We start from the raw sequence: 22,174 nt of genomic DNA, 5'->3' as shown, positions 1-22,174 counted from the left end.
GACAACCAACACCTTCGAAAAATTTGCCTTTCCGTATCAAGTTTCGATGGGGATTTTGGTCTTCGGCATAAGGAAGGCGTAAAGGTCCTGTCCCGCGTCCTGGCTGCTCTGTAGTCATGGGGCAGAGCCAAAAATGGTGCCTCTGTGATGCATACCGATGGTACGGATCGCCATGTATGGGACCGACTGCCCCGGCCGTTGAAGGGCGGGGCAGCCGTCATCGCAGGTGCGGCGAGCGCCGGCTTGACGACGGCGCTCTGCGCTCTCATAAGCGGCTGGCTGCCTGACCACGGGGTTGCGATCTTCTACCTGCTCACAGTCGTGGCCAGCGCAGTCGCCTTCGGAATGCTGTCGGGGCTCGCGACGGCAACGGCCACCTTCCTCGCTTATAACTACTTCTTCGTACAGCCCACTTATACGTTCTCCACCTCGGATCCGCGCGATCTCGTCGCCCTCCTTGTATTCTTTGCTGTGGCGATCGCCGCTGGTAGCCTAGCTGGACGCCTGCGTGAAGTCGCTGAGCAGGCACGCCAAAGAACGAGATCGTTGGAGACGCTCAATGCATTGGCAGTGCGCCTTGCCGCCGCGATGAACGAAGCAGATATTGCGAGATCGCTTGTTTCGATGGCGAACAAGGCCTCCGGTAAGTCCGCGGTCATACTTAGCGCACCGGCCGGAGGCGACCTCTCAATATTACAGAAAACTCCCGAGGCTAAGGACTTGAGCACGGCGGACTGGCAAGCGGCTCAACGCTGCGCCGCGTCGCGTCAGACTGTCTATCCAGCTGTCGCCGGCTGGCCCGGTGCAGACTACGAGTTCCGTCCTATACTCGTTCGCAATAAAGTAGCGGGCGTACTCGGCGTCCACCAGCCGAGAGACGACGATGTTAGCGACACCACTCTGGAAGCGATGGTAAAGCAGGCCGCGATTGCACTCGAACGCCTGTCACTGGAAGAGGAGAAAGGCGCTGCAGAGAAGCAGGTGGAGGCCGAGCGTCTCAAATCGGCGCTCCTTTCCTCGGTATCACATGACATCAAGACACCGCTCGCTGCAATTCAGGGCGCCGTGACCAGCTTGCGCCAGCTTGGATCGGAGATGCCCGACGAGAGCAAGAACGAGCTATTGGCTGCCATCGAGGAGGAGACCGTCCGCCTCACGCGCTTCGTGACCAACATGCTCGATATGATGCGTCTCGATTCAGGGCCGCCAGAGGTGGCCAAAGACTGGATCGACTTAGCCGACACACTTGGTAGAACCGTCGCCATAGCGCGCCGGACGATGCCGAACGCGGTCTTTAGCCTTGACCTACAAGTCTCGCCGGCGATCGTGCGTGGGGATGAGTTGCTTTTGGAACATGTCTTCCTCAACGTCATCGAGAATGCTGTCAATGCTTCTCCCGCGAATGGAACAATAAAAGTGACATTGCGCCGCGCGGAGCTGGATTACCGTGTCGAAATTGAGGACCGCGGAGAGGGTATCTCGCCGGACGCCCTGCCACGGATTTTCGACAAGTTCTATCGTGCCCCTGGGATAAGAACGCGAGGGTCAGGCATCGGCCTCACCATTTGCAAGGAAGTGATGACAGCTCTGGGCGGGACAATTGCGGCAAGTAGCCCAATCGCTAGTGGGCAAGGGACGCGCGTGACCCTTAACATCCCCCAAAACAGCCAACGCTTTCAGGATGGAACTGGGTCATGAGCGCCGCCATCAAGGTCCTCATCGTCGATGATGAACCACAGATCCAGCGCTTTCTGCGCCCCAGTCTTGCCGCGAGCGGATTTCAAGTTACGTCCGCTGCGAGCGCTTCGGAGGCATTACGCGCCTTCAAGGCTTCGGGCGCAGATCTAATCATTCTTGATCTCGGACTGCCTGACATGGACGGCAAGGCCGTCATCACCGCGATCCGGCAACACTCGCCTGTTCCAATTATCATCCTTTCGGCGCGAGACCGGGAAAGCGAAAAGATCGAGTCGCTCGATCTCGGCGCAGACGACTTCGTCAACAAGCCTTTCGGCATCGGCGAATTGCTTGCGCGCATCCGCTCCGCGATGCGCCGAAGCAGCCAAGCGGGAGCCCCCGCCATGACGGAGATTGTCATCGGCAGCATCAAGCTCGACATCGCCCGTCACGTGGTGATGAGAGATGATCAGCATGTTCGCCTGACACCAAAAGAGTTTGATCTGCTTGCTCTGCTCATGCGGCACGCGGGAAAAGTGATAACGCACCGTCAGCTATTGCGTGATGTGTGGGGACCAGCCAATGTTTCGGACAGTCAATACCTAAGGGTCTTCGTGGGCCAGCTTCGCGCAAAGCTGGAAGACAAGCCATCCGAGCCTTCTCTTATTCTTACTGAGCCAGGGGTTGGATATCGCTTTGCGGATCCCGCATAACGCTACTAACCGAGCAGTTCGCTTTGGGTCATGAGCACGCTTGAGTGAACGCTCATTGTCCGTCCGCTTTGTCCTCCCCAGCAGGCATTAGCCTCACGTCACCTTCTTGCAGGCGTCGATGCATTCCTGGCATGATTCCGCGCACGCCTTGCAAGCAGCATGGTGCTCTGCGTGCTTCTTGCATTCCTTTTGGCAATCTTCGCAAACATCGCTGCAAACTTTTGCCAGATCTTTCAGGTGCGAGGACTCAAGCGCCGCCAATTTTGCCAAAGCCTCGCACATGGGCATCATCGCAGAGACCGTGCGGATGCAGTCTTTTAAAGAGGTATCGCCGTCGCCCAACATTGTGATGCAATGATTGGTGCAAACTTCGCCCTTGTTAACGCACTTGAGCGCGGCGTCGATCAAAGCTTGATGCGCAGCCGGAGCGGAATGATCATGCCCGCCCATGTGCTCAGCATGATCGCCATGGTGCTCATGTTCGTCTGCGGCCATAAGGCTCTTTGAACCGGTCGCGATCCCGGCCGTTGCCATTAGTCCGGCCAAAAGAAACGCTCGACGGTCAGCGCGACCATCGACGCCGAGTTGAACGTCGGCCTGCGAGTTGGTGAGATCGGACATGGAGCCTCCACTGTGCTCGTTTCGTTTAAGCCTGCCCACTTTTGTAAACCATCTTGAAGTTCGCTGCCAGAAGCGGATGTTTCGACAAATCTTCCTGGAAATATGGTGCGTAGCACAGGCTTTGCCGGCCATGCGCGTAAAGTCAAGGTCCTCACCGTTGGACCAATGGCACACACTTTGCGCTTATCAAGCTGCATAGCGAAAAGCCGGCAACGCAATCGTATCGCATTGAGACATTTAAGTATCCGCGATCCAGGAAAGGCATCATCGTGCCACTCGCCCGTTTCAGAGTTTATGGGATAGCCGGGGCTTTCGGCCTCGCAGCGACGATTTTCGCAATTCCGACCGCGAAAGCCGCCGACGAGGCACCTATGTCGGCGCTGCCAACAGAACCCACCACTTCCACGTCGGCGACGAAGAGCGCCTCCGAGCCGCTCCTTTTCAATGCGCCTATCTGCAGAAAGCAAAATGGCGCCACTACCGAACCCAATGGCTCGACGACCGCGCAGGCGCAGAGTGAGGCTTCATCGAGGGTTGCCGCGGCGCCGGCCGAGCGAAAGATCAAATTCTACCGCAACCCAATGGGACTTCCCGACGTTTCGCCTGTTCCAAAAAAGGACGAGATGGGGATGGACTACATCCCAGTCTACGAAGATGTCCTCGACGTCGCTGACGTCGACACGATTAAAATCGAACCCAGCAAGATCCAGCGCATCGGCGTGGAGACCGTCGCAGCCACGCGCCAGCACCTTGCCAAAAGCATCCGCGCACCGGGGACCGTCGCAATCGACGAGCAGCGGATATTCGTAATCGCGCCCCGGTTTGAGTCCTTCGTCGAAAATGTCAGCTCGTTTACCACAGGCAGCTCCGTCAAGAAGGGAGACACGCTCCTGGAACTTTACGGCAAGGAACTGGTCAATCAGGGGGCCTGGCTCCTGGTTCATGTAAATGCATCGGCAGACGCACCAGGAAGCGTGCCTAAATCCACGCTCATCACCGCAAGCCGCCGCCTTCAGGACCTGGGAGCGCCCGACGACTTTATTGAAGCAATCGAACGTGAGCGTCGCGTTCCTCACACGGCAAGCGTACGTGCTCCACGCGATGGCGTTGTTTTAGAACGCAGCGTTGTGCCGGGTCAGCAGTTAAGGGCAGGCGACACAGCTTTTCGCATCGCTGACCTCTCTGTCGTCTGGGTCATCGCCGACGTTCCCGAGAGCGAGATTGCCAATCTGAAAGCCGGCGAAGCCGTCACAATTCGCACGAGAGCTCATCCTGGGCATATGTTTTCCGGAACGGTTGCACTGATCCTTCCAGAGATCGATCTCCAGACACGTACTGCTAAAGTCCGCATCGAAATCGATAACGCCAAACGGCTTCTCCTTCCCGGCATGTATGCCGATGTGGAGATCTCGGCACCTGAAGATGCTGAGGCGCTGACAGTCCCTACCGCTTCCATCATCGACACAGGAGACCGCCAAGTCGTGTTCGTGGCGCAAGACGGCGGCCGTTACGCGCCGCACGACGTCAAGGTCGGCCGAAGTGGAGGTGGCTACGCAGAAATTCTGCAAGGTCTCGCGGAAGGCGACAGGATCGTGATGAACGGTAATTTTCTGATTGATGCAGAGAGCAATTTCCAGGCGGCGATCAAGTCTTTCTCGACGCCGCGCAACGTCGAGGCACGAAAATGATCTCTCGGCTCATTGCGTGGTCGGCCCGAAATGCTGTTCTGGTTATCATGGTTGTGGCGATTGCGGCTGCCATGGGGTCGTGGGCAGTGCGCACTCTGCCGCTCGATGCCATTCCGGAACTCTCCGATACGCAGGTGATCGTCTACACCGAATTCGCCGGCCAGGCACCTCAAGTCGTCGAGGATCAAGTCACGTTCCCCCTCACGACAGCATTGCTTACTGTGCCCAAATCCAAAGTTGTCCGCGGTCTCTCCTTCTTCGGTGCATCTATCATCTACGTGATATTCGAGGATGGAACCGACACCTATTGGGCGCGGTCCCGGGTGCTTGAGTCTCTGAGCACGCAAGCAAGCCGAATGCCTCCGGGTGTAGCGCCGACCCTCGGTCCAGATTCGAGTTCCACCGGGTGGGTCTACCAATACGCCGTTTTGGGCGAGGGCCTATCGCTGGCTGCGTTGCGTTCACTTCAGGATTGGGACGTGCGCTTCGAACTCTCAAAGGCGGCTGGCGTATCCGACGTCGCCAGCGTCGGCGGGTTCGTCAAGCAATATAGCATCGTCGTCGATCCTAATCGGATGCGCAGCCTAGGCATTTCGCTGGAAAGCGTCAGGCAGGCCGTCGCGCAAAGCAACCAGGAGACTGGCGGACGAACCGTGGAGTTGAGTGAACACGAGTTTATGGTCCGCGGGCGCGGGTATGTGCGCGGCATTGCGGATCTTGAAGGTATCGTGATCAAGGCGGAACGGGGCACTCCGGTTCTGCTCAAGGACCTCGCGCGCATCGAGTTGACGGGCGACGAACGCCGAGGGCTGGCGGAACTCAACGGCGAAGGTGAGGTCGCCGGCGGCATCGTCATGCAGCGCCCCGGCAGCAATGCACTGGCGGTCATCGACAATGTCAAGGATCGTATCAACGAAATTTCGCCGGGATTGCCCCACGGTTCGCAAATCGTCCCGGTCTACGATCGCTCGGACCTCATTCACCGCGCAATTTCCACTTTGCGTTCCGTACTTTTTGAGGAATGCCTCATCGTTACGCTCGTTTGCCTAGCTTTCCTGCTCCACGTGCGCAGCGCACTGGTCGCCATCCTCGTGCTTCCCGCTGCCATGCTGATCTCCTTCCTCGGCATGAAGGTCATCGGCATGGGCTTTGACATAATGAGCCTTGGCGGAATCGCCATCGCCGTCGGCGCGATGATCGATGCAGCTATCGTTATGATTGAGAATGCCCACAAGCATCTCGAACGCGCGCCTAAGGACAAGCCACGTATCCAGACGCTTTTGGAATCGGCTTGCGAAGTCGGCCCACCGCTATTCTTCTCGCTTCTCATCATCACGGTATCTTTCCTCCCGGTCTTCACGCTGGAATCACAGGAGGGGCGGCTTTTCTCTCCCCTTGCCTTCACAAAGACATTCGCGATGGCGTCGGCCGCGTTGCTGTCTGTCACGCTCGTGCCCGCACTTATGATGATCTTCATCCGCGGCAAGGTGGTGCCGGAGCATAAGAACCCGCTCAATCGAGCAATCACAGCCGTATACCGGCCGGTCATCCGCACTGTTCTGCGGTTCAAATTCACAACTATCGTTCTCGCCATTGCCGTCCTGGCGGCCACGGTCTGGCCAATGAAGCGGCTCGGTGGCGAATTCATGCCCGATCTCGATGAAGGAACGCTTCTCTACATGCCGACGACCCTTCCCGGGCTGTCGGTGACAAAAGCTGCCGAATTGCTGCAAACTCAAGATCGTATCATCCGTTCGTTTCCCGAGGTCGAAAGCGTCTTCGGCAAGGCCGGGCGCGCGCAAACAGCAACCGACCCGGCGCCAATGGAGATGTTCGAGACACTCATCAATCTCAAGCCGAAGAGCGCATGGCGACCCGGCCTGACCAAAGATGGCCTGATTAAAGAACTGGACGCCGCCTTGCAGTTCCCCGGCGTTTCCAACGCGTGGACCCAGCCCATCAAAGCCAGGATCGACATGCAGGCGACCGGCATTCGCACGCCTCTTGGCATCAAGGTCGTCGGCAAAAGTCTCGATGATATCGAGCGGGCGGCACGCGACGTCGAAGCGACTTTGAAGACTGTCCCAGGCACAGGCAGCGCGTTCGGAGAACGTGTAAACGGCGGCTATTATCTAGAAATCCACCCACAATTGGAACGGATGGCCCGCTACGGCCTTACCATTTCGGCCGTGCAAGACGTCATCCGCACAGCGCTCGGCGCCGAGACAGTGACGCAAACGGTTGAAGGGCGTGAGCGCTATACGGTTTCTCTCCGCTACCCGCGCGCACTGAGATCTGATCCCAACGCAATCGCCAACGAAATCCAAGTTGCGCTTCCTACCGGCGGCACCGTTCCCCTTGGCGAGGTGGCAGACGTTCGCCTAGCGCGCGGCCCAGCCAGTATTCGCACCGAAGATGCCAAGCTTGCGACCTATGTCTACATCGATGTCCACGGTCGCGACCTGGCGAGTTACGTCGAGGAAGCCAAACGCGCCTTGGCTGACCGCGTGACGTTGCCCGCGGGAACGCACCTTGTTTGGAGCGGACAATACGAGGGGATGCAGCGCGCTTCCGCACGCTTGGAACGTGTTGTACCGCTGACGCTCGCCCTGATATTTCTCCTTCTCTATTTGAACTTCGGCCAACTCACGCCATCGCTCATCGTAATGTTGTCGCTTCCCTTCGCGCTCTCGGGGGGGATATGGCTGACGTGGTGGTTAGGCATCAATCTCTCGGTCGCGGTGGGAGTTGGCTTTATTGCGCTTGCCGGCGTTGCAACCGAAACCGGCATTGTCATGCTGCATTATCTGGATCGCAGCCATGCGACCGCGTTGGATGCCTGCACGCGAGAGGGTCGCACCCTGACAGCCCAAGACACAGAAGACGCCATCATGAGCGGCGCGGTTGATCGCGCACGGCCCAAAATGATGACAGTGGTGGCCATCATTGCCGGCCTCATTCCCATCTTGTGGAGCACCGGCACGGGGTCCGAAGTCATGCAGCGCATCGCAGTGCCGATGATCGGCGGAATGGTGACGTCATCAATATTGACGTTGATCGTGATCCCGGCGCTCTATGCTATCGTGAAGTTACAGACTGCAGTTCAGGACACGGTTTCAGGGCCTATCGCGGGGCGCCCGGAGCCCGAGATGGGTAGTCCTGTCCATTTGGCTCCAAGAGAGATCAAGCGAGCTCAGGCTGCCTAGATCTACGCCCGCACCTAGTTGATCCTATCCCGGACTCCTCCATTGCGTGCAAAGACCTGGCTGATGACTATTTGGTGTCGAACCGCCCGCGCAGAGTTTGGGGCCATACTGCAACTACGTGAAGATTGACCGCGCAGGTCGTTCGACATCTCGCTAAGTGCATCATCGTCGGCAATTCATTCAAACGCGATGGACACTCCCGTAATTAGGCGCCACTCGGGTTCCGGTTGGATACCGTTCTCGTCCGCAAGCACGGGAATGCCAATGGATGCATACCCGGACACGTTGCCTTGCGACAGGCGCAGCCCCGGCGCGATGAAGATCGTGTGGCCTCCCGAATTTTCGTCGACGACACCTGCAGTATCCTGCTTGGCGTGCCACTCGCCATTGAGTTCAAGTACGAGATCGAGCGCCGGGCCGGAGGCAGCATCGTGGTGATGGCCGTGTCCATCGTCGCCGGGTTCATGGGCATGGGCTCCGTGAAACATGGCTCCGGTGCTGGAAACCCCCGTGAGGCGATAGGAGACGGCGAAATTGTACAGAAACTGGTCGCCGAGATCGGTGTCCTGCGTGCCTGTCGTCACCAGATTGTAAAGCGCATTGGCATCGAATGACCAGGGCCCCAGGGTATGCGTGACAGCAAGGCCGAACAGAGGATCCCAGGCGCCAGAGCCGGGCTGGAACTCGGCATCCTGCAGGTCACCCTGCCGCGTCAGCACATTGGTCTTACCGGTGGGAGTCTGCAAACTCACAATCAGCGCGGCTTGGGTGTTCGTCTCGCGATCATTCAGAAAGCGATACTCGGCGAACAACGAAAGGTCACCGATGCCGTCTGAGGGTCCATGATCCTCCACCTCGATCTCGGGTGGACTTTCGTCATTCTCTTCCGCCGCGCGAATGCCTGTGCGACGAATATAGGGTAAGCGGAAGCCAACCGTCAGATCTTTCGTCCAGCCGTAGGCGTAGGTCAGCGCGTAACTCTGGATCGTCGAGAGTCCGTGCACGCCTTCATTGCCGGAAGCGGTCGCGTTTATGAGTGTATCGTCGCTCAGGTGGCTGAAATCGGAATAGATGACGGAGATCCCAGCAACGCTGTGCCCCTCATCAAGTGTGGCGGCGGAGATCGTGACGATCGGGCCGCCAGAGCCTGTATTGCCGAGCCCCCCGGCATGGTGGGCAAAGGCACCGGTTGTTGACTGGATTAAGCAAGCGGCGGCGCCAACCGCGCAAAAGCCGCGCATGGAAATCGACATAGCGTATCCTCGATTGCGATCATTCTAATAAGCGCAGGATCGGCAACGTCGAAACCCGCGCACTCTGGTTTTGATGCTCAAGCTTTCAAGGGTGGCGCTCGACTGCCGATGCCGCCGAGGTTCAACTTCAGCGGTTCCGATCCGGGTACCTTTGGAATTCCGCCGCCAACGGAATCAGCCCATTGACGGTTCCAGACGTGGATCGCGCTGTCGGCCATTGCCACCGCAGCAAGCGCCATGCAAACGGGACAATGGTCGTTTCGATCGTGGGATTTATCCGACCCAGGCCGACTGTCGAGCTTGCCTGCCATGCCCTCATGGTGGCATGGCGCCACTAGCTGCACCTCAGCGGTCGCCGATCCAACCACCGCACGGCAAAACGTGCGCGCGATTGGGCTCGCCATCAAGGCGACAATCACGAGCACCGAGACTAATCGGAATCGAAAACGATGCAGGCTCATGTACCGAGGTTTAGCGAGGCGCTTGCCGTGTCAAGTTGCGACGCAATCATCGTAACGATTTTTTGTGCATGTGGCTTAGGCGACATGGGCTGTCAAGGACGTCGTCTCTGGCCGGAAGTACTTCGGCTACGACACCATCAGCGACTTCACCGCCGGGTCCGACAAGCTCGATCTGAGCGCCTTTACCTCCACGCACAACGCTAACATCATGAAGATGCAGGATACGGCATCGGGGACGATGGTCTCCGTCGAGATCGGCTCAAAGTTTTATGATCTCGTCATGCTGCAGGACGTACATGGCGTCACGGTAAAGTCGCTCTTCGACGCGGGATCAATCATCCTTTAGTGGTCCACATTCGCTTGATGAGTTTGAAATGAGTGGAGCCTGCGCGCGTGGCGGCGGCGGGCGCAGCACCAGCGGTCGATCTGGCTCGCAGCCTAGCCGCGGGGCGGCCGGATGTTTTTCGGCCGTATCCGTTAGAGTCAACGCCGGATCGCGAGGGTGCGGAGCGTGCGATTGCCGAACCTAGGGCTGCACAAGCAGCTAGTCCTCCTATGTGCGGTCTAGCGAAACGACAGGAGATCGAATTTGCGGACGGCTTCAGACCCCAGTCGCCCCGGCGAAAGCTGCTCGACGGTGAGATTTTTAACGCACCACAATACCGAGAGTTGGCACTCAGCCGCGGACCCAGGAGAAGACACATTCAATGCTTCCACCGCTCTTCGTAGGATGGTGGAAGGTTAAGAGGCCGGAGTCATCGAGCGTGAGTTCCTTATCCGACGGCAGCAGAAGAAAATCACTCCCGTTAACGGAAGAAGGAGGACCAACGCAATTGCTGACGCCTATTTTGCTAAGACCCAATATTTGGCGCCGTTGAAGTCGCCGGCATCGATGTTCTCGCGATTGTCAGGATTGTTGACCCCCTCAAAAATCTGATCAATGTCCGAAATAATCGACTTCGACTGCGAAAAATATGCATGACCGAGCCAATCAGTATCGACATTTGAGGCATCAATAGTCGCGACGTTGGATACGATTGTCAGGCCTTCGTCCGTTTCGCCCGCCCGCGGGTAACCATGAAAATAGCGCGAAGCGCGTAATGCCCAATCGCGCGACGACGCGTAAAGCGTAGATGCGGGACTTCCCGTGAATATCATCGGTGCGATTTCACGCTTAAATACCTCCGCGTCGATATCGGGCGCCGCCAGAATGACTTCCGTTATCTTAGAGCGGACGGCTGAATCGCCGGTCATCAGCGGCGCAATCGCCTTCAGCAGAGCCCGGTTGCCCATGCTGTGTGCCACAAGATAGACGTGCTCTACGTCCGTCGTTCTGACGAAGTCGCTTAAAAATCTCCGAAGGTCTGTCGCTGCCCATTCAACGTTGGTTTCGTCCATGGTGTAGCCGAAAAATCTGCCCTGCGACGGCCAACTGAAGAACACGGGCAATCCCTTGAACTTCAGATCGAACGCCAATTGCGCCGTTCGCTGCGCCGCTGCTTCAAACGTATTCCAGTAGCCATGGACGTAGATCAGCGCGCTATTCGTCGGAGCTTTGGCAAGATCTTCACGCGCGTTATTGTAGAAGCTGCCCGAGTCAAGCTCGTTCGTCCGCGCCACGATGATATGTTTGGACGGGTCCTGGTGGAACTCTAGCCAGACTAGACTTGGCACTTCGATCTCACCTACCTCGTGCGCCTTAGGAATCGTCACCCAGCAAATGCCGGTTTCGATTGACTGGTTGCTAATCCGCTCTGCAGAATAGGTTCGCCCGAGTGACGGGTCGTTTTTCCCGCGGCGGTCGGTGGCATAATAAACCTTCACGGGCGTGCATTCGCCGTTCCCGCAAAGGTCTTGAGAGGGCGATTTTGACGGTGGAGAAACCGACGACGGGGACTGAGACTTGCTGCTCTTGTAGGCGCGTTTGTAGCTGTACTTACGCGGCTGGTCATCCTGATCCGCCACGCTCCGACTACTGGTATCACGCGAGCTTAAACTCTCGCCGTCCAGGCGCAACGCCACGACAGCTTCTTTCCCGTTCTTGGCGATAACAGTCAGTGAAATCGCGTCCTGCTCTCCGAAGGCCTTAAGCGCTCTAACAAATTCTGTAGCGCTAGTTACCGGCTGGGTATCAACGGCGAGAATGACATCGCCAGGCTCGAGCCCGACCCTTGCCGCCGGGCTGTCGGCGGCAACACGTTCAATAAAAACGCCAAAGGGAATTTTCTTTTCGATCCGGTCTGACGGTTCCAGTGTCCTTATGTCGATCCCAATTTTTGCGGTGGCAAGCGCGAATGCACGGGGGAGTGGGACCACGACAACGCAAAATGCAACAAAAAACCCCAAGAGCTTTCGCATGACGCACGCCCAATAACAATGTTAGCCTAACATAATGTACGTCCGAATTGGCCGATTGAGCATCACAATTGTCACGCTATTTTAACTTGTCGGCACAGAATTTGCTGCATGAACATTGACAGCACTGGCCGTCGAGTGGCGCATCAGATCGGACCACGACCTAGGTTCCTTCGCGATTGGCTCTCTCACTTAAACGCTTCGCCCAAGTAAGGGGCACTCCGCCCTCCGACTTAATCCTGATCGCTGCCTTACGGCACTTCGCCATCTCGCATGCGATCAAGGAGCTTTTGAGCCGCTGGATAACGCTCACGTATGCTGGCCAGAATACGTGCACTCTCGAGAGCGTACGCCCCGTCATCCTGGTCGAGCAGTTGAACAGCGGCTAAAAAGGCCCCCAAGTCGCCGAGTGGCTCGTCTTGGGGGGCCTTTGCAATGAATTGACGGCTTAAGGTCTTCGTGCATTGTTGACGGTCTGCCGCCGTAACTTTCACCTCCAGAGCATCGGTTCCTGCCGGTAGATTAGTTATAAGGGCCTCGCGGAGGCAGTCCTCAGGAGGGGGGTCGTCGCCGCAGATCTCTGCCTGACTTATGAGTTTCCCTTGCGCAGAAACCGTTACCGTGAACGGCGCCTCGCCTTCCGTCCAACCAATCCAGAGCGGCGGGTCGGCGTCATTCGAAATCACGAGGTTGCCTCTCAGTCCGGGAAGCACGGACGGGGGGAGTTCCGCAGAAAGTTCACGCGACACCGCGTTACGCGGTCCTTCGTTATCGCTGGTGCCACGCGAATATAGCCAGCGGTAAGCTGATGCAAATCTGGGCAGCAGGCCCTGTAAACCACTCCAATTCGCAGGCGGCAGCTTTGTATGTTGTGCGTTTAGTGTTACTTGGCGATTTGCATCGACGAGAACCTTGACCGAGCTCTCGCTTCCAGGAGGGAATACCAATTCGTCGTTGGCATAAAGGAGCTCGTGCTCACGCAAGGGATAGAGTTTGCCGTCGCGCTTAAACTGGATCTCCGCCGCGCCTGCATCTTTGGGTTCTATGTCTATGGCGACGCCAGCCGGCACTTCTTCAGCGTGGACGACAGCTCCGGGCAGAATGGAAAGTAGTATTCCCAGTATGACAAATTTCGTCGGCGCCAAGCGTCTCATGTTTTGTGACCTAATGTTTCGAAGAAGCGCCGCTGCTCCTAGTCTTCAAGACGGCTGAAAGTCCGTTGCTAGGAAGCTCCAACAGAATCTCGATTGCGGATTCGATAGCAAGAAAGGCGCCGAGCATGAGCAACGCGTAGCTTACGGTATGCACAGCATCGGCCGGATTGAGCCAATAAGTTGCAAGCGATAACCACACGTAGCTTAGGGCAAGAATGACAAACCCCGCAGGGATAGCGCGAAGTGTCTTGGCGACAGTGGCATAGGCGGTGGCGAGCAAAAAGGAGATCAAGAAAAGGAGAAAGGTGCTGACGGGTTGCGTGTTGAGAATTGCCGGAGCGACGGCAATGGCATTGGCAATAAGCGCTGATCCCGGCATGGTTCCGAACGGTGTTTTGAATGTGTCAGGACCATAGCTTGCTCCGAGAACCACCACCCGATCCTTTATCGCCGTTTCAGCAATTTCCCCATGCAGCAGGTTGAAGGCCCGTATGCGCTGATACCTAAACCCGCGATCGTCCGTCCAGCCCGACACGTGCTCTTGAGATCCGCCTTTGATCAAAAAGGGGATCAACGCATTGCGGGCCTTAGGATTTTTGGGCCAATCAGGTCGAATTGCCGGGATGCCCTGCGCTTCTTGTGCTGCATAGTCCAGATAAGTCTCTAGCTTTCCAGCGCCCGCTGATTCCGGTTCTGCAAGGGCGAGCGCGGCGAGCTGCGGCGAGGGGATCACCGTTATCTTTCCCTTCTCGCAGGCGGGTTCCCAAAGGCGCCAACTTCTGACAACGCCATCACCGTCGGCGGCGAAAAGACTTGAAACCCATCGCATATTAGCATTCCCGGCCACGGCTCCTTCAAAGGGCGAGGACTGAAGATTGCTTTGTGTCGCGGGGACGCATGAATTAGCTCTGCACACACCATCTGGGCAGGATATTGACCGCAGAGCGCGCGTCAGCAGCAGCGGGGGCCCATTGCGGGGATAGGCATCCAGCGCTTTGGCCAGATCTGTGTCACCTGGCGAGGACATGGCTCCTGAAAGATCGAAGTCGACGAAAATTGCAGCTGGGTTCTTGGATAAAATTCGTTCTATGAGCGCCGCTATCTTGGCACGTGGCGTCGTGTGCGTGGCGTCACCCCACGCATTCAGCGCTTCGTCGTCCACATCGACGAACGTCACAGGCAAACTATGAGTGGCAAGACTGCGGCTGAGATGCGTTGCACGCAATTGTGCATCGTAACCGTAGCCTGCTTCGACAATTTCGGGAATTTCACTCATTGCTTCACGTCCGAAAATGAGAGCTGCGATGAGCACAAGTGTGGCTGAGATGAAGCTCACGCGCCGGTTCGCAACAGCAGCGACGACCCGTTCAAGCGAGAAATGCCCTGGCTCGCTCATCTCGTCCTCTTCAAATTGCGCTCCACGGCCTCGACGGAAACCATAGAGATCAAACGATGCGCCATCGTGGAGCTATTTGATGTTCCACGAATGCTTCTGCATGTCGCGATCACCTTCATTCTGATGAAGGAAGGGACTTCACCCATTCTTACCTGAGGTTCTTGCATTTACGCTTGATCTTCACGCCTTGCACAGCTTCAAGTCGGGAACGAATTGCCTCGCAATCGTCAAAGGCCTGCCTCGTAAGCAGCGCCCCCTCGCGCTTTATCAACGCCAAATTTTTGTCACGAACAGATGCGGCTTCAGGAGGATCCGGCATAAAACGGCTACCTGCAAAGTCGCTCACACTGCAACCGCAATCCGTCTTGGGCGATGGACAGGTAGAAACTTGTCCCGCCCATACGACGGGGTCATCGCTCAATGCCTCGTCTCCACCAGCCCCGCACTTGCGGTGAATTTCTCCGAAATCCTTCCAGCTCAGCTCTTTTTCGCCCAGCAGCTTGAACGCGACTATGACTTCCGCACGCGGTTTCAAGCATTCGCGTACTTCGTCCTGGGTCAATTCGCGCTCATCAATCGGGAGACTGTCCTGACATGACGCCGCAAAGGCGGGGGAACTAGGCAAAAAGCTTATCGCCACGAGCAATATGGCCAATAATCCATTGCGCATATCATCCATTATCTCCACTCACCGGAGCGAACCGCACTTGCGTTTGACCTTAACGCCATCCATTCCTTTCAGGCGGTTTCGAATATCCTCGCACTGCGCGATAATCTCTCGGCTGATGATCCCGGCTTCCTGCTTTATGAGCTTCAAATTCACGCTGCGCAGACCTTCTGCCTCCGCCTGCTCCGGCATAAACCGCGCGCCCAAGCTGTTATCCGGGGGAGGGGGCATCCGCAGCGCTCCTTTGGCGATGGACAGCGGACGACCTGAGACGCCCATTCTATGGGGTCGCTGCTGAGCTCCTGGCGGCTACCGGCCTTGCACATCTGACCGAGCTCGCCAAAATCCTTCCAGGTGAATTGGCGTTCACCAAGCAGATGCAGGGCAACCATTGCTTTCGCCCTCGGCTCTAGGCAGGCGCGCATTTCTTCTTGGGTCAGCTGGTGATCGTCGAGAGGGAGAATATCGCGGCACGCTGCTGCTAGCGCCCCGTTTTGTTGAGCTGCGAGAAAAACAATTAAAATAACAGGAGAAATTCGTGGCATGCTACGCCTCATGCGCAAGCAAACGCAAATACTACGATGTAATCATCAGTATCCTTTATACTCCCGCTTATGACAGTTTCCAACCTCCTCTGACAAGTTTAGGCGATCTTTATGCTTGGTGGAGATGCGTGGCTGGACTACGCTTCCGAATGGTTCGTTCTAGAGGCTGGGACCATGCGACTGGTTCGGATCATTAAGTTGGCAGCTTTACTTTTCCTAATGCCGCCTTGCGCAGCCGCTGATAGCCTACCACAGCTGATGCTTGAGACAGGCGGGCATCTTGGCATCGTCAGGTCCGTAGCCTTCTTCCGTTCCGCAAATCGACTCGTGTCTGCGGGAGACGACAAGCTCATCCGCATTTGGGACCTAGCTACCTCGAAAACTGAATTTGTGCTGAGAGGCCAGATAGGGCCCGGCAAAGAGGGCAGCATTACAGCCTTGGCGATCTCGCCTGATGACCGCTGGCTGGCGGCAGGAGGCTGGTTCAGTGCTGACGGCGCATTTGAGCCATGCTGCGGCGACGTGCGGCTGTACGATCTTGCGCATCGTAAACAGGTTGCCCTTTTCAAGGGGCACACCGATGCCCTGACTTCGCTCGCTTTCTCTCCCGATGGGCGCCTTCTCCTTTCGGGAAGTGCAGACGGGTCTGCAATCCTCTGGGATGTCGAAAATCGAACGGCGTTGAAGACATTCGCGTCTCAGAAGAAGGTCTCTGTAACCTCCATAGGATTTGCTGAAGTGGGTGCGACGGCGGTGACAGCAGACGCTGACGGAGTCGTACGCCTCTGGAATATTTCCGACGGCACACCCAAGCGGGAGTATCACTTGAATGCTCGCGTGACCACGCTCGCTATCTCTCCTCAATCGGAGCTAATTGTGGCAGGCTTGGCCAACGGCGAGCTCCGCAAAATAGAGACTGGCCAAGAGGCGGTCCAAGCGAGACTAGCGTCGCTCGAGGGAACGGTGCGCACGTTGGTATTTCGCAATGACGGGAGCGCTCTCCTGGCCTCTTGCGATTGTCTCGATACGTCGGTTCGGGCGTTTGATGTTAGGACTGGAACATCGAAGCCGGTTTACGTCGGTCACGACAATGTGGTCACTGCCCTGACGCTCGCCCCTGATGGAATACGTGCAGCTTCCGCTGGCGGAGAGGGGCATGAGGTGCACATCTGGACGCTCGATACAGGACGGCGTGACATTGCACTTGCAGGAATTGGCAAGGCCGTTTGGCAAGTGGCCTTCGCCAAAGACGCGCAAGAAGTGGCGTGGGGCATAACCGATCCATGCCCCCAATTGCTGAGCTGCCCAAACAAACCAGCCCCGCTGGCCAGTAAGCTCAAACTGCCTGCGCAAAATCATCCACTCGGTGAACCGGAGACGGTGAAGGCTGGAGAAGACAGCACTTTTTTGCGTGCCCGCACATCGTATTTGGACACCGTGCTTACCACCGGTAGCGGACCGGCTTCGAAGCGTCGGGACGATACGCTAGAGATCCGGGAAAAGGGAAAAATAAGGGCGATCATTCAACGCGATGCGACCAATGGATTTATGCACTCAGCATTCACGTTTGTGGCCCATGGCAAAGAGATTGTTAGCGGGGGGGCAGCTGGAACTTTGACGGTCTTTGACCTCGACGGCCGGTCGATTGGCTCGCTTATCGGCCACACGGATCAGATCCTCTCCGTCGCAACGACGGAAGATGGAAATCTCCTTGCCTCAGCGAGTCTCGATCAGACCGTGCGGCTCTGGAATGTCGCGACAAGGAAACTCATTGTCACCCTGTTCCCAGGTGCTGACGGGACTTGGATAGCTTGGACACCCGACGGCTACTACACGGGCTCTCCTGGTGCAGATCACATTGTTGGCTGGCAGATCAACCGCGGCGTTGAGCGTACCGCAGATTACGTCGACGCAGATCAGCTTGGGCAGCATCTTCACCGCCCCGACATTGTAGAACGAGCCTTGATCCTTGCGTCTGCGGAGAAGGCAGTCGAGGAGGCCGAGGGCACGCGCACCAATCTCGGTGAACTCCTCAGTCGGAGCATTCCATCATTTCGCATCGCAGATCCGGCTCAGGGAACGAATACACCCGAAGTCGCTCAGGTTAGAATATCAATCGAAGAGAATTCCGATCCAATCAAGTTGGTCAATGTAACAGTCAATGGTGTGCAAGTTGCCCGCATCTCTTCGCCCACAGGCACCGGCGGGTTCTCGCAAGGTGACCTAGATCTTGAGGTCCCTCTCTACGAAGGACACAACGACGTCCGGGTGTCGCTTGTTAATGATGTTGGAGAGCGATCAGAAACGATTGCGCTTAATCACAATGGAAAAGGCCGTCTCGATGAGCGTGGCGCACTCTACATCGTTGCCATCGGCGTTGACGAATATCCGGGGCTTGGGAACCGGTGCGGCCCGAAGGGTAGGTCAAGTTGCAATTTGCGCTTTGCCGGCGACGATGCGCGTGCACTCGCAGACATGGTGGAGCGGCGGCTCGGCCGAAGCCACAAAACAACGGTTAGGCGTGTTCTGACGAACGATGGAAATCCGGATGACACTCCCACGGCGGCTAACATTCTAGATGCTGTCGATCTATTTAAGAGGGCAAAAGAGAATGATACACTTGTGCTCTTCGTTGCTGGCCACGGTCTCAACGACAGGGGTAGCTATCGATTTCTTGCGAGTGATAGCGCATGGAGTGGAAGGACCTTGCGAAGCTCTACTGTCGTGACTTGGTTCGCGCTTCAAGAAGCTCTTGAACTTGCGAAGGGACGCCGAATTCTAGTCGTCGATACGTGCCATTCAGGCAACTCCTACAATCCTCGCCTTGGAAACGCGGCTTACCGCGCCAACATAATTGCCTACACGGCAACTCGATTCGACCAGCTTTCGCTCGAGGACGAATCAATCGGGCACGGATTGTTTACATTTGCCTTCTTGGAAGCGCTCGACGGAGAGAAGTCCGAGATCATATCAACCAAGGATATGGCGAGCTATCTGGCACGCCGAGTTAGCGAATTGGCCAAGAAGCGAGGAGCGAACCAAGACCCACAGTTTTTCCGGGGGCGTGACGCTGAGGATTATTTGCTTGTGCATCCATAAATTCGGGCAAAAGCCGCCTATTCAATCAAGGCTCATACTGCTTAGCGTGCTTTTCTGATAACGGCCTGCCAACGCTTACGCAGATGGTCATGGCGCAACTCGCTGTCCCGGTCTAGGACTGCGAGAATTATCGCATTCAGTTTAACAGAACCCCGCGATTGGAATTCTGGCGCTTTGAACGACGCCCCGCTGCAGCTTCCGCGATGACTGTCTGTTGGAGACACTCTAGTGTGAACATCAGCTATCTTTCCCATCAATTTGGCTGTGGGAAACGTCATAATACCCTCCGTGAAAGCAGGGTCGCTCGCAACTTCCCAAAAAGAACAAGCTGAAAGCTTTTACCCAGTTGCCGCGGTCAAAGCCTAATGCGACTTCGAGTGACCGCGGATTATCGAAAGCCCGTTCAAGCAGCACCGCTGCTCGCTTGATGTTCGCAACCATATCGATGCTAGGCGTCAGGACTACTGCACTCAAGATTGTTGTCCACTTGTCGTTTTCTTTGCGATTGCGAATGAAGTGCACCGCTGCACCGCGCCAATTCGGCTTCAATTGCTAATTCATGATGCTAGTACAGCATCAACCAGGATGATGCAGCGCACGCATTCAAGCCGTCGAAATCTCAGCAGAACAAATTTATTTGAGCCGTTTTGCGCTTATATGTCCGTCGTCGAATGCTTTGTGACAGCTTGCGGTGTGAGCGAGCGGAGGCTCGGGGAGGGCTGATCTCTCAAGCTAAGAACGGTCCGAAGAAGTCGAGCAGGTCAAAACGCGAACGACTGCTTCCCCAGGCGCTTCCCCGGTTACCCGTCGCGCGCGACAGGGCGCGCTAATTATCTGAAAACACTGGTGAGCCCGGTTGGGATCGAACCAACGACCCTCTGATTAAAAGTCAGATGCTCTACCGCTGAGCTACGGGCCCCCAAGGGGGTGCGATTACCCGGCTTTTGCCTCTGTTGCAAGCTTGAAGGACCAAACCGCTCCGGTCCAATGGTCACGGGCGAATTTTCAGGGCTTTTCAAAGGCCCACGGCGCGCTTGGCCGGCCATGCTGAGCGGGAGCAAAGACTGGAAAGGCCGCGCGCCGACAAGCCCTGCCCTCCCCCCTTGACCGACCCGGTCGAAGCACGACCGGAGCCGGGTCCGCTCATGCGGCCAACACATGGCTGCTCTGAGTGCACAAACTCAAGGCAAATGCTGTATGACACGCCTCGCCACGCCGATTTGCGGCGCACGGCATGAATGTATGCGTGCGCATTTCTCGCGAGGCCGCTTCCGACATGACAAGACCGTTCGCCCTACGGCGCCTCACAGGCGCCAGCGACCGCGTTAAGGCGATCGGTCTGATGTGTACGGCCGTTACACTCTTTTCTTGTCTGGATGCCTCGGCCAAATACCTCGTCACCAAGGTCGGGCTGCCGACTGCAGAAGTCGTCTGGCTTCGCTTTCTCGGTCAGATGTTCCTGATGGTCGCGATTCTAGGACCCAACGCCGTTCCCGATCTGCTCAAAACCCAGAAGCTTGGGTTGCAGATCATGCGATCGCTTCTCATGGCAGCCACCACCACCTTCAATTTCATCGCGGTGAAATATCTCCGCCTCGACCAAACCGTGTCGATCGCGTTCCTGGCGCCGCTCGTCGTGTCCGCCCTTGCCGGACCGTTTCTCGGTGAATGGGTCGGCTGGCGCCGTATGGTTGCGATCTGCGTAGGCTTTGTCGGTATTCTGATTGTCGTGCGCCCGGGCTTTACACAGGTCCATTGGGCGTTCGGTGTCGCGCTCATGTCGATGCTGGTTTATGCGATGTTCATGCTATTGACGCGCAAGCTCTCAGCATTCGATCCGCCGCTCGTCACCCTGTTTTATGCGCTGCTCGTAGGAACGATCTTTGGCGCGCCAATCGCTTTTTCTGTTTGGGTCTGGCCGGCGGACATTTGGCAGTGGGCACGTCTTCTGAGCCTTGGCGCGCTCGGCGGCGCGGGACACTATTTGCTCATCCTCGCCTATCGGCTGGCACCCGCTTCAAGCGTATCGCCGTTCCTCTATTTCCAGATCCTGTCGATGGTGGCGCTCGGATATTTCGTGTTCGGCGACGTGCCCGACCGCTGGTCGTTGCTCGGTTCGAGTGTGGTCATCGCGGCAGGTATTTATCTGGTGCACCGAGAGCGCGTCACAGCACGCGAGGAGCGGCAGAAGGCGGCGCTTACCCCCGCGCCGTGATGCGGGGCTTGGTTTCTTGCGCCCAGGTCGCAAATCGCCCCTGTGCAATCGCCTGGCGCATCGCCGCCATCAGTTCCTGGTAGAATGTCGTGTTGATCCACGAAAGGATCATCGCGCCAAGATATTCTCCCGAGCGAATGAGATGATGCACATAAGCGCGCGAGTAGTCGCGCGCGGCGGGACAGCCGCTGAGCGCATCGATGGGCGTTAGATCTTCCGCGTGTTTGGCATTTTTCAAATTCAGCACGCCACCCCATGTGAATGCATAGCCGTGGCGGCCGTTGCGGGTCGGCATGACGCAATCGAACATGTCGATACCACGCGCCACGCTTTCGATGAGATCTAGCGGGGTGCCCACGCCCATCAGATAGCGCGGTTTGTCATGCGGCAAGAATGGGAGTGTCGCCTCCAGCGTGGCAATCATCGCTTCGTGGCCTTCACCAACAGCGAGCCCACCCACCGCGTATCCCGGCAGATCGAGGCCGACGAGTTCTTCCGCAGAGCGTCGGCGCAGCTGCGGATCTATGCCGCCTTGCACGATGCCGAATAGCGCCTGCCCAGAAGATCCATATCTTTCGAACGCGCGCTTGGAACGCTCAGCCCAGCGCAGCGACAGTTCCATCGCGCGCGCAACCTCTTTGGTCTCGGCCGGAAGCTCGATGCATTCATCGAACTGCATCTGGATGTCAGCACCTAGCAGCGACTGGATCTCGATTGATCGCTCCGGCGAGAGCATGTGACGCGAACCGTCGATGTGAGACTGGAACGTAACGCCGTCTTCTGTGATTTTGCGGATCTTCGAAAGGCTCATGACCTGGAAGCCACCGGAATCCGTGAGGATCGGCCCGTCCCAGCGCATGAACTTGTGCAGCCCGCCAAGCCGCGCAACGCGCTCCGCTCCCGGGCGCAGCATCAAATGGTAGGTGTTGCCGAGCAGAATGTCGGCACCCGCCTGGCGCACCTGTTCGGGATAAAGCGCCTTGACGGTGGCCACGGTACCAACGGGCATGAACGCCGGCGTGCGAATGATCCCGCGCGGCGTTTCGACTTCACCGAGGCGGGCAAGCCCGTCCTGAGCCAGCGACCGGTAGGCGAAACGTGGAAGGTTCTGTTGCATGGCCGCG

General features: G+C 57.1%; 17 protein-coding genes, 1 tRNA gene and 1 pseudogene. 8 read left to right on the top strand and 11 right to left on the bottom strand.

Features of this window, described 5'->3' with window-relative positions; genetic code table 11:
• Positions 1-147: 147 nt before the first annotated feature.
• Positions 148-1,698 (top strand): DUF4118 domain-containing protein, encoded by a 1,551-nt coding sequence (locus R3D51_12850; GenBank protein MEZ5900365.1) that lies wholly within the window; start codon positions 148-150, stop codon positions 1,696-1,698.
• The gene (locus tag R3D51_12845; protein ID MEZ5900364.1) at positions 1,695-2,390 is read left to right on the top strand and encodes a response regulator transcription factor; all 696 of its coding nucleotides are present in this window, start codon (positions 1,695-1,697) and stop codon (positions 2,388-2,390) included. The genes R3D51_12850 and R3D51_12845 overlap by 4 nt, the downstream gene beginning before the upstream one ends.
• A 93-nt stretch (positions 2,391-2,483) precedes the next feature.
• Here R3D51_12845 and R3D51_12840 read toward each other — a convergent pair whose 3' ends face one another.
• The gene (locus R3D51_12840; protein ID MEZ5900363.1) at positions 2,484-3,011 is read right to left on the bottom strand and encodes a four-helix bundle copper-binding protein; all 528 of its coding nucleotides are present in this window, start codon (positions 3,009-3,011) and stop codon (positions 2,484-2,486) included.
• A 629-nt stretch (positions 3,012-3,640) separates the two neighbouring features.
• On the opposite strand from R3D51_12840, the gene R3D51_12835 reads away from it, so the two are divergent.
• The gene (locus tag R3D51_12835; GenBank protein MEZ5900362.1) at positions 3,641-4,699 is read left to right on the top strand and encodes an efflux RND transporter periplasmic adaptor subunit; all 1,059 of its coding nucleotides are present in this window, start codon (positions 3,641-3,643) and stop codon (positions 4,697-4,699) included.
• The gene (locus R3D51_12830; protein MEZ5900361.1) at positions 4,696-7,905 is read left to right on the top strand and encodes a CusA/CzcA family heavy metal efflux RND transporter; all 3,210 of its coding nucleotides are present in this window, start codon (positions 4,696-4,698) and stop codon (positions 7,903-7,905) included. The genes R3D51_12835 and R3D51_12830 overlap by 4 nt, the downstream gene beginning before the upstream one ends.
• Before the next feature lie 176 nt (positions 7,906-8,081).
• On the opposite strand, the gene R3D51_12825 is transcribed toward R3D51_12830, so the two are convergent.
• Together R3D51_12825 and R3D51_12820 are read right to left on the bottom strand one after the other, a co-directional pair.
• A complete protein-coding gene (locus R3D51_12825; protein MEZ5900360.1) occupies positions 8,082-9,158 on the bottom strand; it encodes a transporter in 1,077 nt (358 codons plus the stop codon).
• A 77-nt stretch (positions 9,159-9,235) separates the two neighbouring features.
• Positions 9,236-9,562, bottom strand: coding sequence for a hypothetical protein (locus R3D51_12820; GenBank protein ID MEZ5900359.1), 327 nt, complete (start codon positions 9,560-9,562; stop codon positions 9,236-9,238).
• A 187-nt stretch (positions 9,563-9,749) separates the two neighbouring features.
• Here R3D51_12820 and R3D51_12815 point away from each other — a divergent pair.
• Positions 9,750-9,965, top strand: a pseudogene (locus R3D51_12815) (type I secretion C-terminal target domain-containing protein).
• A gap of 497 nt (positions 9,966-10,462) precedes the next feature.
• Here R3D51_12815 and R3D51_12810 read toward each other — a convergent pair.
• From R3D51_12810 to R3D51_12800, 3 genes are all read right to left on the bottom strand, one after another.
• Positions 10,463-11,977 carry an alpha/beta fold hydrolase gene (locus tag R3D51_12810; protein MEZ5900358.1) on the bottom strand — a complete coding sequence of 505 codons (1,515 nt, stop codon included), beginning with the start codon at positions 11,975-11,977 and terminating at the stop codon, positions 10,463-10,465.
• A gap of 248 nt (positions 11,978-12,225) precedes the next feature.
• Positions 12,226-13,128, bottom strand: coding sequence for a hypothetical protein (locus tag R3D51_12805; GenBank protein MEZ5900357.1), 903 nt, complete (start codon positions 13,126-13,128; stop codon positions 12,226-12,228).
• Positions 13,129-13,138: 10 nt separating this feature from the next.
• Entirely contained in the window at positions 13,139-14,524 is a 1,386-nt protein-coding gene (locus tag R3D51_12800; protein ID MEZ5900356.1) for a CHASE2 domain-containing protein, read from the bottom strand.
• Between R3D51_12800 and R3D51_12795 the strand changes: the two genes are divergently transcribed.
• A complete protein-coding gene (locus tag R3D51_12795) occupies positions 14,507-14,680 on the top strand; it encodes a hypothetical protein (GenBank protein ID MEZ5900355.1) in 174 nt (57 codons plus the stop codon). The genes R3D51_12800 and R3D51_12795 overlap by 18 nt on opposite strands.
• Here the strand turns inward: R3D51_12795 and R3D51_12790 are convergent.
• Both R3D51_12790 and R3D51_12785 read right to left on the bottom strand, forming a co-directional pair.
• The gene (locus tag R3D51_12790) at positions 14,673-15,203 is read right to left on the bottom strand and encodes a hypothetical protein (GenBank protein MEZ5900354.1); all 531 of its coding nucleotides are present in this window, start codon (positions 15,201-15,203) and stop codon (positions 14,673-14,675) included. The genes R3D51_12795 and R3D51_12790 overlap by 8 nt on opposite strands.
• Before the next feature lie 9 nt (positions 15,204-15,212).
• The gene (locus tag R3D51_12785; protein ID MEZ5900353.1) at positions 15,213-15,422 is read right to left on the bottom strand and encodes a hypothetical protein; all 210 of its coding nucleotides are present in this window, start codon (positions 15,420-15,422) and stop codon (positions 15,213-15,215) included.
• 425 nt (positions 15,423-15,847) lie between these two features.
• Here R3D51_12785 and R3D51_12780 point away from each other — a divergent pair, with 425 nt between their 5' ends.
• Positions 15,848-18,835: a caspase family protein gene (locus tag R3D51_12780; GenBank protein MEZ5900352.1), complete on the top strand. Its 2,988-nt coding sequence runs from the start codon at positions 15,848-15,850 to the stop codon at positions 18,833-18,835.
• Between the two features lie 237 nt (positions 18,836-19,072).
• Here the strand turns inward: R3D51_12780 and R3D51_12775 are convergent, their stop codons facing one another.
• Positions 19,073-19,384, bottom strand: a complete 312-nt coding sequence (locus R3D51_12775) for a hypothetical protein (GenBank protein MEZ5900351.1) — start codon at positions 19,382-19,384, stop codon at positions 19,073-19,075.
• A gap of 295 nt (positions 19,385-19,679) precedes the next feature.
• A tRNA-Lys gene (locus R3D51_12770) sits at positions 19,680-19,754 on the bottom strand.
• A 357-nt stretch (positions 19,755-20,111) separates the two neighbouring features.
• On the opposite strand from R3D51_12770, the gene R3D51_12765 reads away from it, so the two are divergent.
• Entirely contained in the window at positions 20,112-21,050 is a 939-nt protein-coding gene (locus tag R3D51_12765) for a DMT family transporter (protein ID MEZ5900350.1), read from the top strand.
• Here the strand turns inward: R3D51_12765 and tgt are convergent.
• Positions 21,034-22,167, bottom strand: a complete 1,134-nt coding sequence (gene tgt / locus R3D51_12760; GenBank protein MEZ5900349.1) for a tRNA guanosine(34) transglycosylase Tgt — start codon at positions 22,165-22,167, stop codon at positions 21,034-21,036. The two genes, R3D51_12765 and tgt, sit on opposite strands and share 17 nt — an antisense overlap.
• Positions 22,168-22,174: the final 7 nt, after the last annotated feature.

The sequence above is a fragment of the Hyphomicrobiaceae bacterium genome (assembly GCA_041397645.1).
Lineage (GTDB): Bacteria > Pseudomonadota > Alphaproteobacteria > Rhizobiales > Hyphomicrobiaceae > Hyphomicrobium_B.
This window is presented reverse-complemented; position numbering and strand designations above follow the sequence as displayed.

Excerpts from the sequence above, each read along its gene's own strand:
- R3D51_12850 (MEZ5900365.1), top strand. The coding sequence starts at position 148 with ATGCATACCGATGGTACGGATCGCCATGTATGGGACCGACTGCCCCGG.
- R3D51_12845 (MEZ5900364.1), top strand. The coding sequence starts at position 1,695 with ATGAGCGCCGCCATCAAGGTCCTCATCGTCGATGATGAACCACAGATC.
- R3D51_12840 (MEZ5900363.1), bottom strand. The coding sequence starts at position 3,011 with ATGTCCGATCTCACCAACTCGCAGGCCGACGTTCAACTCGGCGTCGAT.
- R3D51_12835 (MEZ5900362.1), top strand. The coding sequence starts at position 3,641 with ATGGACTACATCCCAGTCTACGAAGATGTCCTCGACGTCGCTGACGTC.
- R3D51_12830 (MEZ5900361.1), top strand. The coding sequence starts at position 4,696 with ATGATCTCTCGGCTCATTGCGTGGTCGGCCCGAAATGCTGTTCTGGTT.
- R3D51_12825 (MEZ5900360.1), bottom strand. The coding sequence starts at position 9,158 with ATGTCGATTTCCATGCGCGGCTTTTGCGCGGTTGGCGCCGCCGCTTGC.
- R3D51_12820 (MEZ5900359.1), bottom strand. The coding sequence starts at position 9,562 with ATGGCGAGCCCAATCGCGCGCACGTTTTGCCGTGCGGTGGTTGGATCG.
- R3D51_12810 (MEZ5900358.1), bottom strand. The coding sequence starts at position 11,977 with ATGCGAAAGCTCTTGGGGTTTTTTGTTGCATTTTGCGTTGTCGTGGTC.
- R3D51_12805 (MEZ5900357.1), bottom strand. The coding sequence starts at position 13,128 with ATGAGACGCTTGGCGCCGACGAAATTTGTCATACTGGGAATACTACTT.
- R3D51_12795 (MEZ5900355.1), top strand. The coding sequence starts at position 14,507 with ATGCCCTGGCTCGCTCATCTCGTCCTCTTCAAATTGCGCTCCACGGCC.
- R3D51_12800 (MEZ5900356.1), bottom strand. The coding sequence starts at position 14,524 with ATGAGCGAGCCAGGGCATTTCTCGCTTGAACGGGTCGTCGCTGCTGTT.
- R3D51_12790 (MEZ5900354.1), bottom strand. The coding sequence starts at position 15,203 with ATGGATGATATGCGCAATGGATTATTGGCCATATTGCTCGTGGCGATA.
- R3D51_12785 (MEZ5900353.1), bottom strand. The coding sequence starts at position 15,422 with ATGCCCCCTCCCCCGGATAACAGCTTGGGCGCGCGGTTTATGCCGGAG.
- R3D51_12780 (MEZ5900352.1), top strand. The coding sequence starts at position 15,848 with ATGCTTGGTGGAGATGCGTGGCTGGACTACGCTTCCGAATGGTTCGTT.
- R3D51_12765 (MEZ5900350.1), top strand. The coding sequence starts at position 20,112 with ATGACAAGACCGTTCGCCCTACGGCGCCTCACAGGCGCCAGCGACCGC.
- tgt (MEZ5900349.1), bottom strand. The coding sequence starts at position 22,167 with ATGCAACAGAACCTTCCACGTTTCGCCTACCGGTCGCTGGCTCAGGAC.